The organism is Pontibacter sp. SGAir0037, assembly GCF_005491705.1.
GTDB lineage: Bacteria > Bacteroidota > Bacteroidia > Cytophagales > Hymenobacteraceae > Pontibacter.
The window spans coordinates 731,328-744,717 of sequence record NZ_CP028092.1 but is presented as its reverse complement, the minus strand read 5'-3'; the positions used below and the strand labels follow the sequence as shown (position 1 = coordinate 744,717).

The 13,390-nt window shown below is 46.3% G+C and carries 8 protein-coding genes; 7 read left to right on the top strand and 1 reads right to left on the bottom strand.

The window, feature by feature from the left end; genetic code table 11:
- Positions 1–53 precede the first annotated feature (53 nt).
- From C1N53_RS02980 to lysA, 7 genes are all read left to right on the top strand, one after another.
- On the top strand, positions 54–1,184 hold the full coding sequence (locus tag C1N53_RS02980) for an 8-amino-7-oxononanoate synthase (protein ID WP_137757913.1): 1,131 nt from the start codon (positions 54–56) through the stop codon (positions 1,182–1,184).
- Positions 1,181–1,795, top strand: coding sequence for a dethiobiotin synthase (gene bioD, locus C1N53_RS02975; protein ID WP_137757912.1), 615 nt, complete (start codon positions 1,181–1,183; stop codon positions 1,793–1,795). The genes C1N53_RS02980 and bioD overlap by 4 nt, the downstream gene beginning before the upstream one ends.
- A 248-nt stretch (positions 1,796–2,043) precedes the next feature.
- Entirely contained in the window at positions 2,044–3,333 is a 1,290-nt protein-coding gene (gene bioA / locus C1N53_RS02970) for an adenosylmethionine--8-amino-7-oxononanoate transaminase (RefSeq protein WP_137757911.1), read from the top strand.
- A gap of 145 nt (positions 3,334–3,478) precedes the next feature.
- Complete coding sequence (locus C1N53_RS02965) at positions 3,479–4,678, top strand: beta-ketoacyl synthase N-terminal-like domain-containing protein (protein ID WP_137757910.1); 1,200 nt, start codon at positions 3,479–3,481, stop codon at positions 4,676–4,678.
- Between the two features lie 969 nt (positions 4,679–5,647).
- Complete coding sequence (locus tag C1N53_RS02960) at positions 5,648–9,994, top strand: T9SS type A sorting domain-containing protein (RefSeq protein ID WP_137757909.1); 4,347 nt, start codon at positions 5,648–5,650, stop codon at positions 9,992–9,994.
- Between the two features lie 189 nt (positions 9,995–10,183).
- Positions 10,184–11,515: an aspartate kinase gene (locus C1N53_RS02955; protein ID WP_137757908.1), complete on the top strand. Its 1,332-nt coding sequence runs from the start codon at positions 10,184–10,186 to the stop codon at positions 11,513–11,515.
- Positions 11,508–12,659, top strand: coding sequence for a diaminopimelate decarboxylase (gene lysA / locus C1N53_RS02950; RefSeq protein WP_137757907.1), 1,152 nt, complete (start codon positions 11,508–11,510; stop codon positions 12,657–12,659). The genes C1N53_RS02955 and lysA overlap by 8 nt, the downstream gene beginning before the upstream one ends.
- 59 nt (positions 12,660–12,718) lie before the next feature.
- Here lysA and C1N53_RS02945 read toward each other — a convergent pair whose 3' ends face one another.
- The gene (locus C1N53_RS02945) at positions 12,719–13,147 is read right to left on the bottom strand and encodes a hypothetical protein (RefSeq protein ID WP_137757906.1); all 429 of its coding nucleotides are present in this window, start codon (positions 13,145–13,147) and stop codon (positions 12,719–12,721) included.
- Positions 13,148–13,390: the final 243 nt, after the last annotated feature.

Sequence of the window (13,390 nt, the reverse complement as noted above, 5' to 3'; positions counted from 1 at the left end):
TATTAGATGTTAGACAATTATACTTGTACATCTGTGAGAAAGTCTAAAATCTAATGTCTAGCATTTTAAATAAGCTGCAGCAAAAGCTGGCGGAGCGGGAGGCACAGGGAAACCTGCGCCATCTGAAAACTACTACCGGCCTTGTCGACTTTTGCTCGAACGATTACCTCGGCCTGGCCCGCTCCGAAAAGCTGCGGGCGCTGATTAAAGAGGAGGAAGAAAAGTACAGGTACCTGCCAATGGGAGCTACCGGCTCCAGGCTCTTGTCAGGCAACCATCTTTTGTTTGAAGAATTAGAAGCGACCATTGCTGCCTACCATAAAGCAGAGGCGGCTCTGCTTTTTAATTCCGGCTATACTGCTAACGTAGGGCTTTTATCGGCGCTGCCACAGCGGGGCGACACTGTTTTTTACGACGAGGCCAGCCATGCCTCCATGAAAGACGGGCTACGGCTGAGCTTTGCTAAAACATATGCTTTCCGCCATAACGATGTGGCAGACCTGAGGCAGAAACTGAAACACGCCACAGGACAGGTATACGTGCTAGTGGAATCAGTTTACTCCATGGATGGTGACCAGGCTCCGCTAAAGGAACTGTCGGAACTGTGCCGGGAGCAGGACGCAGCACTGATAGTGGACGAAGCCCATACCGTTGGCCTTTACGGAGCTAAAGGCGAAGGGCTTACAGTTGAACTGGGCCTCGAAGAACAGGTTTTCGCCAGGGTACTTACCTATGGCAAAGCGTTGGGTGGCCACGGAGCAGCCGTGGTCGGTTCTCAGGTGCTACGGGATTACCTGATTAACTACAGCCGGGCTTTTATTTATACAACCGGCCTGCCAACGCATGCCCTGCTGGCACTGAAGTGTGCCTATACCTTACTGCCTGAACTTACACCAGCGCGTGAAAAAGTAAAGGCTTTAGCGAAACAATTGTACCTGAAACTAAACAAACTTAGCGGCATTTGCTGCACCCCGGCAGACAGTGTTATACTTTCTGTCTTTTTAGAAGAGGCTGCCCAGCTTAAACCCCTGGCCAATACTCTGCAACAACAAGGTTTTGACGTGCGGCCGGTGATGAGCCCGACTGTCCCCCCGGGGAAAGAACGACTCCGCCTGATCGTGCACGCATTTAATACAGAAGAACAAATTACTGGTCTCGAGAAGGCCATTGCGAAAGGTACATGAAACAATACTTTGTAACAGGAATCGGAACGGACGTTGGCAAAACAGTTGCCGCAGCCATACTAACCGAAGCCCTGCAGGCCGACTACTGGAAACCTGTGCAGGCAGGTGGCCTGGACTTCACCGACACAGACACCGTTAAGAGTCTGGTTTCGAACGAGAAATCGTTTTTTTTCCCGGAAGCTTACCGCCTTAAAATGGCGGCTTCGCCGCACCGTGCTGCAGCAGCAGAAGGCATAGAGATCGACATGAAAGGCCTGAAACTTCCTGAAACTCAAAACAACCTTATTGTAGAGGGTGCAGGTGGTTTAATGGTGCCTTTAAACAAACGCTCACTTGTGATAGACCTGGTACAGCAACTGGGGCTGGAAGTGGTGCTAGTTTCCAGGAACTACCTGGGTAGCATTAACCATACATTGCTCACAGCAGAGGTTTTACGCTACCGTAAAATTCCGGTAGCCGGCATCATCTTTAACGGCGAAGAAAACACGACTTCAGAAGACTTTATCATTAAATATACCGGCTTGCGTCGTTTACCGTCTATCCGACAGGAAGCAGATTTCTGCAAAGACACCGTAGCCGAGTACGCTGAGCAGTTTAAAGGATTTTTGTAAAATTAAATATCGTATCACGATACACGTATCACGACAGAATGCACATTCTCTTCTCAAACTAAGAAATCAGACATTTCGAAAAGAAGGCACTTATATTTTATTAAACCAGTTTTGCCTCCTTACATTGTAAAGTTTTTCTTTAACAGTAAATGTTTTATTCTAACGCTGAGGAAGGGCATGAACAGGATTCTTTGCAATTGTCGTACTACTTGATACGTGCTACGTGTGTCGCATAAAATTTTCTCCTTATGAACCTCTCCCAACGCGATCATAACGTTATCTGGCACCCGTACACGCAGATGAAGACAGCGCCCTTACCTATTCCCATTGTGCGTGGCGAAGGCGCTTTGTTATTCTCCGAAGACGGTAAAACCTATGTTGATGCGGTATCGTCGTGGTGGGTGAACCTGCATGGGCATGCGCATCCATATATTGCCCAAAAAGTTGCGGAACAGCTGCAAACCTTGGAGCACGTTATCTTTGCAGGTTTTACACATCCTGCAGCCGTTACCCTTGCCGAACGCCTTATCGGGATTCTTCCACAGGGCCAGCGCCGCATCTTTTACTCGGATAATGGCTCTACAGCCGTTGAAGTGGCTCTTAAAATGGCGATCCAGTATTGGGAAAATAAAGGCACTCCCAAAAGGCGCATACTTGCCTTCCGCGACAGCTACCACGGCGATACGTTTGGAGCGATGGCGGTGAGCAGCCGCAGCACTTTTACGGCTCCTTTCTGGTCTTACTTATTTGAGGTTGATTTTATAGATGTGCCTGTTCCTGGCCAGGAAGAAGAAACCATTGCGCAACTGGAAGCTTATGCCGCTTCTGGCACCGATACAGCAGCCTTTATTTTTGAGCCGCTGGTATTAGGTACCGCAGGCATGGTAATGTACCAGCCGGCAGCGCTGGACAAGCTCCTGGAAATCTGCAAGCGCCACCACATTCTTACTATTGCCGATGAAGTAATGACAGGCTTTGGCCGGACAGGGCGTAACTTTGCCTGCCACTACCTGCAGCACCAGCCCGATATGGTTACTCTCTCCAAAGGCCTGACAGGCGGCACAATGGCTTTAGGCGTTACATCCTGCACCGAAGAAATATACACTGCCTTTCTGCACGACGACAAGAGCAAAACATTTTTCCACGGGCACAGCTATACTGCCAATCCCGTTGCCTGTGCGGCAGGCCTTGCCAGCATGGATCTCCTGCTGTCAGAGGAAACGCAACAGCACCTAATTCGCATTGCCCAGAAGCACCAGGAGTTTACGGCACGTATCAGGGGTTTTTCCAACATAAAAGAGATACGCCAGCAAGGTACTATCCTGGCCATTGAATTCGAGAGCGAAAGCGGCACCTCCTATTTCAGTAATCTGCGCGACACTTTTTACAATTACGCCCTGGCGCAGGGAGTTATACTCAGGCCGTTGGGAAATATCATCTATATGATACCGCCTTACTGCATTACCAACGAACAGCTGGAGCAGGTATACCAGACAATAGTAGGAATGCATCGGTTAATTTCCGACAACCAGGCTTAAATTATTCTTACAGTTTAAAGCTTTGTGCTGTATTCACTTCTGATTACTTTCAGAAGAATCTCCCCGGGAGGTTCGGGATTCAAACCGATAATACCTAATTTTGCTGTTCCGGATGTAGTTCCGAGGCTTAAAACTAAGTGAAGCTTTGAATAAGGACGAACAGGTAATTGTGATAAAAGGATATGGCGCCATCTCCCCTTTAGGTGCTGATGCCGCTACCACTTCTCAGGCTTATACGAAGGGAATTCCCGCTTTTACAACAATACAGCACCAGGGGCAGCCAACACCTGTGGCAGCACTTCCACCGGAAGCGGACCAAAAAATACAGGCACTGGTTCAGACGAACCGGAACTATAAAGCGCTGGACAGATCGGTTCTGATGGCTGTTTACGCTGCACAAGAAGCTGCTGCGCAAGCAGGATGGGTAGCTAGCGATAATGTATCAGATGAAGAGCTGGCTGTCAATATAGGCTCTTCCAGGGGCGCAACAGGATTATTCGAACAGCATTACGAGGCTTTTCAGAAAAGTGAACTTTCGTCCAGCGCCTCCCCTACCACCACCCTGGGCAATATTTCCAGTTGGGTAGCACAGGCTGTTAACGCAGGCGGCGCACAAATAAGCCATTCTATTACCTGCAGCACTGCTCTTATGGCACTGGCAAACGGTTTGGCCTGGCTAAAAGCAGGTATGGCAAAGCGCTTTCTAGCCGGTGGTGCCGAAGCTCCTTTAACAGCCTTTACCATTGCCCAGATGAAAGCTATCGGCATCTATTCCAGACTATCGGCCGCTGACTATCCTTGCCGGCCATACGCTCAGAACGGGAACAGCACATTTGTGTTGGGAGAAGGCGCAGCCGTGTTCGCCCTCGAAAGCATACCCGCTCATCTGTTAAAAAAGGGCGATGTTATTGTTGAAGCCATCGGCTTCGGGTTCGAGAAGCTTAACAGCAAAACCGGTATCTCAAAAGAGGGAATAAACTTTCAGATGTCTATGCAAAAGGCACTGCAACAATTACCGGCAACCGACAAAAACACAGACCTTCTTATCAGCCACACCCCCGGCACACAGGCAGGAGACCTGGCTGAGCTTACTGCCATTGAACACACTTTTAAAAAAAATATCCCTGTCATAACATCAAACAAATGGATGATTGGGCACTCTTTGGGAGCTTCCGGCGCTCTAAGCCTGGAGTATGCTTTATACCTTTTTGCTCAACAAAAAGTACTTTTCCCGTCTTACCTCGAAACTAAAGTACCTAGCTTAAATACAAATTTTGTTCGCATTATGGTAAATGCTGCTGGCTTTGGAGGCAATGCAGCTTCTGTGATCCTGCGTAAAATTTAGCCTGCTTCTAAGTCTCATTTATGGAAAGCTTTTCCATTTTCTGAACTTAATTTCACTTAGAAAATCTAAAAAATACCTTATTTATGGATTTAATGCAAGAAACTCTTTTTGGCACCTTATTGGGTAAATACCTTTTGCTATATAGGATGCGCCCCATAATATGAAAAAGGCATTGTTTCAGGCCCGGTATTTTTTGTTTTCTTTCATTATGCTTTCGCTGCTGTGGCTTCATAAACTTGAGGCGGAATTCAAACAACCTATGGTTGCAGGCCATAGCAATAGCCCCGGTTCTATTTTTACAAATGCTCCAAAGCCTGCTGTTCCAGTACAATACAAAGCGTTAAGCGCCGGCAATAAAAAGGAGCATTGGATTTTTACGCTGACAATTCACCAGTAAGCTTCTTCACCACCCTCTCCCAAAGCCACTTTAGTATATAGAGCTACATTTTTAACTTATACGAAGTCTTTTATAATGTCTGCTAAAACAGATCAAAATCACCCTTCAAGCATTTTAATTTACACAGCTATTTCTAGCTATTACAGCCTTCATCTTCCAACTAATTACACTTTCCCACTATCATTTAATTTTCCATTTTTAGGAAAACTTCTAAAATTCATATTACCTTTCTAATTCTGCATCATTCTTGATGTCAATAATTATAAAAATAAAACAATCTAACCCTTGTTTAAACACCAATTTTAGAGATTTTATTCTATTTCAGGCTGTCCAACTCTTTTAAAACACGATTTTTTTCACTATCATTGTCCTGTTATTGTGATAAAACACATCATCAGAAGGAACTAAACAGAGTATTATTATATTATTTTGCACAAAGACATTAAAGGTTGGTTAAGGCAAAATAATGCAACGAAGTAATATTTCTGTAGTGCAGTACAGCACGTGTGGCATCACACATGAGAGCTTATCATCTCATGCTAAATGACTAGCAGCTCTTTTTCGCCACCTACATGAAAACACGCTTTACGCTTAGAAGACTTTATTTAGTCTTTCTTTTCTTTCTGCCGGGATTCGTACTTGCACAAACTCCCGGCTTAATTACCAAACCGGCAACTAACGGCGGGCAGGCAGTGCTTGATCCTGACGGCAATGGCTATGTGTCTAAAACGACGGCCGGATTTCCGGGAAAGAATGACGAGGGTGCCGCTTACAGCGAGATTGATTACCGCCCCTTCCCGGCAATGGGAATTGAAACGCTCGGTGACCTGACAACAGGCTCAACAGGCGGGCACACAGATTTTGCACCACCAGAATACACCAACCACAACGGCTCACCGGTTGCCTCTTTCTTTGATGGCAGAAACATGCTTTTTCGCTTCCGCCTCGGCAGCCAGTCTACCTCCTCCAAAGGTTATTCGGTGCTTATTGATATAGACGGACAGTTTAACGGTGCATCTCCGAATCCTGGTTTTGAGTATGAAGTGGTGCTGGCGCTTAATTTCGATGTCGCTGTTTACAGGCATAGCGCAACCGGTTCGCTGAAGATTTTCAGTGGCTCTGTTGACCAGTTTTCACAAAAGGCAGTAGCTGCTTCCACTGGCGGTGGCAATGCTGACTTCTTCTATGACTTTTATGTACCTTTAACTGCCTTTGGCGGAGGCATTACAGCTTCTACTCCTCTACGCATGTCGGGCATAACCATTACCAGTGCACAAAGCGGCTTATCTGGTACAGTGGCCGACGTTGGCGGTGTAAACTTCCGGGAGTACGGTTTTGATCCGATCAAAGCCTGGACAGATGTGATTAATGCCTTCCCTCCTACTTCCCTAACCGATATACAAACAGGTCAGTTTGGAAAAGTTTCGGCCGTTGCCCCTGTTGTCAACAGCCCTATTTACGAACGAGCTATCAATATCACAGGTACTTCTATTGAGGCACCAGGTTCAGTAATTACAGTTTACAGAACCCGTACCACCACTTTGAATGGCGTTACTTCCACTACCACCATCACCTTAGGCACCACAACAGTAAGTAGCTCCGGCACCTGGACTTTAGCCAGCGGAGTGGCAGGCAACCTATTAGTAAATGATGTGATTCACGCTACTGTTACTCCCAGCAACAAGAACACATCCCCTGTTTCAAACAGAGTTACAGTTATTAGCGGAGTATGTACCAGCACACAGCCATTGGTTATTACCGGCACCATCACAGGCAACCCCAAAGGCTTTAAGGGCACTACTCCTTACCAGGGCTCACAGGTGATTACCATTTACAAAACTGTGGGAGGAGTTACAACTGTGTTTGACCAGCAGACAATTAATGCACAAACAGCCACCGCCACTCCAGGCTTATTTGAATGGACCTTCACTTACTCTGGTTCTAAATCTGACGACTTAGGCTTATATACGGCTACCACTACTCCTCCGGGCTATTGTGAATCGCAGCGGTCGAACCAGATATGCTACAGCGGCAGCGGCAATAACGCTACCCTAAACAATATTACACCCAGAATAACAGGTGTAACCTATAGCGACGGCACTCCGGCTGTCACCAACATTACAGCCTCTACTACTTTTGTATCCAACAAACTGGCTACAATTTCGGGTACCTTATCCACCAGTCAGGGTGGTGTAACAATCCAGTTAGTAGTGGATGGTGTTGCTGTTTCGGGAATAACCACAACATCGGGATCATCGGGAGCCTGGACGCTGAATGTTCAGAGCCTGAACCTCGATTTTGGCAAACTTCTGACAGTACGTTCCAGTGTCTCGGGTAGCAGTTGCAGCACTATCCTTTCCAGCGCATCCAACTTTTTAGTAACGCAACCCACCACCTCTGCTCCTACTATTTCTGGTTCTTACTGCGGCGTAGTAGCCGCTATTTCCGGCAGATCTGTAGAAGACCCGGGCACTATCGTAGAAATTTATGCCAACGGAGTTGCCACCGGTAAAACAGGCAAAGTAACGAATACAGGCTACTGGTACGTAGATTTGTCTTCTTTATCAGGAGGAGGCATTGCGCCAGGAGTATCCATAACGGCAAGAGCTACAGCAACAGGAGAACACATCAGTGCTCCTTCAAATACAGTAGTCTCGAATCCCATTCCTACCGGCACTGTTACCATAAACCCTGTCACAGAAGGACAAGCAAATATCACAGGCACAGGGCCAGCCAGTACGGCTACAACAAAAAACTATATTACAGTAGCCATAGAAGGCACGCCCTACCCAGAAATGGAAATCAGCACGAGTGGCACCTGGGCACTTAACGGTATCTCCTCATTCGAGGTATTTGCCGGCGCAAGAATCACTGCTTCATACAGAACCGGAAGCGCCAGTTGCCCAAGCAGCCCTGTTACTGTGACCGTAACCTGTAAAGCACCCTTAAGATATTCAATCGGCACAGGCAACAGCAGCATTTGCAGTGGAGAAACAATAAAAATAACTGTTCCGTTTTCTGAGCCTGAAGTTTCCTATGTGATCATGAACGGCACTACTGCTTCTGGCCCTGCGGTAATAGGCACAGGCAACGCCATAGAACTTACGTCTGCACCACTTACCGCCAACGCAACTTTAACTGTAGTGGCTTCCAAGATCAGCGGAACCGCCTGCACCACCACGATGGATGGCAGCAGAACTGTAACAGTAAATGCTTTACCAGCCACCACCGGACTGACTCTTAGCCAGCCAAGTATCAGTTCCAGTTGCCCCGGCAGTTTCTCTGCTACCCTCAGTGGCACCCTCAGCGCAAATACATACCAGTTGGTAAATGCGGCAGGCGTATTGGTAGGCACTGCCGTACAAGGCACCGGTACTTCTGCAAGCATTAGCCTATCCACCGGACTTATTTATGCCTCACAGACTTTTAGCATAAGAGTTACCAACAGAACCACCGGCTGTTTTGCAACTGCCGGCTCTCCTGCTTTTACAGTTACGATCAGCAGCCCAACAGTAAACCAGACTGTCTCACCTGCCAATGTAACGGTTTGTATGGGCAGCACGGCTACCATTACCTTAGGAAGCACCCAATCCGGCTTTACCTATCAATTGATGAACATCAGCAATCAGCCTGTGAGTGCGGCTATAACCGGAAATGGCGCATCGCAAACCATTACAACCAATGCTTTAACTACAGCGGGCACTTTCCAATACTATGTCGCTGTAAAGTCTACCAACAGCACCTGTACCGAGGCATTCAGGCTGAACAACCAGGTGACAATTAATGTAATGGGAGAAGCATTCTCCACCAGTTCAGCCTCCTGGACGACCAGGTGCGGCCATAACCTTAGCCTCACCCTGACGGGCAATACGCCACCAACCGGTGGTTCCGGGCGCTGGGAATTAACCGGCAGGATAAACAACACGACTGCCAACATTACCATTGCATCTCCAACCTCACCTACAACCACAGCTACGGGCTTAAGTTCGGGCACCTACACCTTTACCTGGACCGTAACTTCAGCCTGTGGCACCAGCACAACCAGAGCCTCATCGGTTACTGTAACGGTAAACTGCCCGGGCTTCTACGAATTGGCGGCCCCCAATTACGTAAATAAGTATAGCTCAGGTGATGTACTGGCCACAGCCTTTGATACAGACGCGGGAGTAAAAACGGCTGTTTTACCACAGGGACAGTACCTGCCAGGCGGCGTTACAATAGATCCGGCCACCGGACTTATAACTGTATCTAACCCGGCTGCACTGGTAGCAGGAACCTATACTTTTAATGTTAATTTAACAGATAACCACGGCTATACCACAACTGTACCTGTTACCCTGTGCTTTTACGGCACAGCACCAACGGTAGCGCCATTACCAGTTGAACTTACAGTTTTTAATGTGTCTGTGAAAAGCAGTAAACCGCTTTTACAGTGGAGCACAGCCTCTGAAATAAACAACAGCCATTTTGTAATTGAGCGAAGCAGTGACGGCTACAAGTTTTCGGCTATAGGCACTGTTAAAGGCAGAGGCACAAGCTTAACTCCTTCAGACTATAATTATGTGGACCACACGCCGCTATCAGGCCTAGCTTACTACCGATTAAAACAGGTTGACTTCGATGGGAGCTACAGTTTCAGTAAAATAGAACATGCACTGTTGGAGAAAACATTTTCAATGGAAGTTTCTCCAAATCCTTTTCAGGAGAAAGTAATCCTGTTCCTGCCTGTAACCATGACAGAGGCTCTAAACATTACAGTTTATTCCGTTGCAGGCAAAGTAGTTTACACTTGCATTGTTCAACCTCAGGAACAAAAAACTGAACTGGAGATAAGGTTAGGAAGCCTTAGCAAAGGTATTTATATATTAAAAGCGACCAATGCCGGTGCACAGTTTACACAGCGCATTGTAAAGCAGTAAGTACAAATCTTTTTAAGCATGAAAAATCTGAAACGTAAAGGATAAAATATTTTACGTTTAATAGAATACAGTAAAGCGATATTTTTTAATTTAACACGCATACATTATTAGCAGATTGCCTGCACTTCCAATGGTTTTTTGCTAAATTCGCACCAAAATTCATTCATTTTTTATACCTATTTCATCTAAATGAAAATAATGAAATTCGGTGGCACCTCCGTAGGGTCAGCCGAGCGTATGAGGGCTGTTTCTGACCTGATTCAGGACGGAGAGTCTAACATTGTGGTGCTATCGGCTATGTCGGGCACAACCAATGCGCTGGTACAAATTGCAGAAAAGCTGTACCAGAACCTTAATGATGACGCGAATGCGCTGATTGATGCGCTCCATGATAAATATAAACAGGTTGTAGAAGAACTCTACAACACCAACGAGAAGAAGAAACAGGCAAACGAATTACTCTCGCACCACTTCGACTATATCCGGGCCTTTACACAAGACCTGTTTACTATTCATGAGGAGCGTGCGATCCTGGCACAGGGCGAATTGCTGTCTACTGCTTTATTCCAGTTTTTCCTGGAGGAGAACAACATTTCTTCAGTGTTGTTACCTGCCCTTAACTTCATGAAAATTGATGAAAACGAAGAGCCGGATGCTGTTTACATTGCCCGGAATCTGCAAACGGAACTGGAGAAGTATCCAAACATCAACCTGTTTGTTACCCAGGGCTACATCTGCCGCAACGCTTTCGGAGAAATTGACAACCTGAAGCGTGGCGGTTCCGACTACTCTGCTTCGCTTATAGGCGCTGCAGCTGATGCTTCTGAAATCCAGATCTGGACAGACATAGACGGTATGCACAACAACGACCCGCGCATTGTAAAGAATACCTATCCTATTGCTGAACTCTCTTTTGACGAGGCTGCTGAGCTGGCTTATTTCGGTGCGAAAATTCTGCACCCTTCCAGCGTATTGCCTGCCAAACAAAAAAATATTCCTGTTCGCCTGCTAAACACCATGCAACCGGATGCAAAAGGAACAACCATCACAGCTGATAGCGAAGGCGGTAAGATTAAAGCGGTGGCGGCAAAAGACGGCATAACGGCTATCAAAATCAAGTCTGGCCGTATGTTACTGGCTTATGGTTTCCTGCGCAGTGTGTTTGAGGTTTTCGAACGCTACAAAACACCAATCGACATGATTACTACTTCGGAGGTTGCTGTGTCTTTAACAATAGACAACAACAAATTCCTGAACGAAATTGTAGGTGAGTTGAAGGAGTTTGGCCAGGTGGAAGTTGACCAGGAGCAAACCATTATCTGTGTGGTAGGTGACTTTATTTCAGAGCGAAGCGGTTCTGCGCTAAAAATATTTAAATCGCTGGAAGAAATCCCTTTACGCATGATTTCTTACGGAGGCAGCAAAAACAACATCAGCCTGCTGATTAATACTGCAGATAAAGTAAATGCCCTTACTTTACTGAATGACGGCATTTTTGAAAGGAGCACGCATAATGCTTAAAGAAAACCTACAGGAGTTACAACAGCATGAAACTCCTTTTTATGTATACGATTTAGAACTACTCAGGCAAACGCTACAGGCGGCGCAGCAGGAGGCCTCCAGGTACAACTTTCATGTACACTATGCCATGAAAGCCAATGCAAATGCTCCCGTATTGGCCGAGGTTCTAGGTGTTGGCTTTGGTGCCGACTGTGTAAGCGGTAACGAAGTACGCCGCGCCATCGAAAACGGCTTTTCACCTGAACATGTTGTTTTTGCAGGCGTAGGCAAGTCTGATGCTGAAATAAACTACGCACTGGAGCAGGATATCTTCTGCTTCAACTGCGAGTCCAGCCACGAACTGGAAATCCTGAACGAACTGGCAGAAAAGAAAGGCAGAAAGGCCCGCATCGCGCTGCGTATCAACCCGAATGTAAATGCCAAGACGCATAAGTATATTACCACGGGTCTTGAAGAAAATAAGTTCGGAATAAACGCCTGGGAACTGGAAAGCGTGCTGGAGCTTTTAAAGCAGTTGCCGCACATCGAGCTAATCGGTATTCACTTCCACATTGGCTCTCAGATTACTGACCTGACTGTTTTCAAGAACCTGTGCACTCGTGTAAATGAGTTCCAGGAGTGGTTTGAGGCTCATAATGTGAGGCTCGAGCACCTTAATGTAGGTGGCGGATTGGGAGTAGACTATTATCACCCGGAGCAACAACCGGTGCCGGATTTTGCTTCTTATTTCAGCCTGTTTAACCAGTTCCTGGAAGTAAGGCCCGGACAGCAGGTGCACTTTGAGCTGGGTAGAGCGCTGGTAGCCCAATGCGGTGCTCTGGTCTCTAAAGTGCTCTACATCAAAAAAGGAATTACCACTAATTTTGCCATTCTGGATGCAGGCATGACGGAGTTGATCCGCCCTGCGCTTTACCAGTCTTACCACAAAATTGAAAACCTTACGGCTGCTCCTTCAGAGGAGGTGCGGTATGATGTGGTAGGCCCTATCTGTGAATCGAGCGACTGTTTTGGTAAAGCGGTTATGCTGCCCGAAACCAGGCGTGGCGATCTGATCGCCCTTCATACAGCTGGTGCCTATGGAGAAGTAATGGCCTCCCAATATAATTTGCGCGATAAAGCAATCGCTATTTATTTAAATCAGTAAATTTTCACAAAAAAGGGTGCTACTACTGTAGCACCCTTTTTTGTGAAGCTGAACTCAACTCATAGCTTCTCAATCACTTCGTTATAAACAGAGCGCAGTTCTGTGCGTCCGTTCTCACTTGCCAAAATCAAAGGTGAGGCATGCGAAATAGCCACATCCTTTTTCAGTTCTGCTATAATTGCTTCTACCTGACCGGCGTTATAGCCTTCCTTTAACTCCAGTGCATACACCACACTACCGTTCGACAAAGTTGGCTGTCCTAATGCTTTAAACTGCCCGTAGCTCGCCACCAGATCCCTTTGTTCAGTACCTGATAGTTTTGCATCAAAAGCTACCAGAATAGCCCCGTTGTAAATGTTTCCAAACCCGTTACTGGAGGCAGCCGGATCAGCAATCTGCATCTGATTCACAACCTTCGGATTTATTCTGACATTACGTATAGGAGTAGCATTGTCCTGCCTGCAAGAAGATAAACTAACAAGTATCATAGCAGACAGTAAGCAGAGAGAGAATATATGCTTCATTGTAAGTACAAGTTAAATATAAACGATAGATACTTGTACGCGAATAATCTCTGAACAGCTACAATAAATGCTATAATTTCTACTGTTTCACGATTGATTTACTACTAGATATTGACTTAGTACAAAATTTAGCTGTATTTCCTCTATTGTTTCTATTTATACTAACTTAAACAAAATAACAAAATTGCTATATAATATAACACAAGA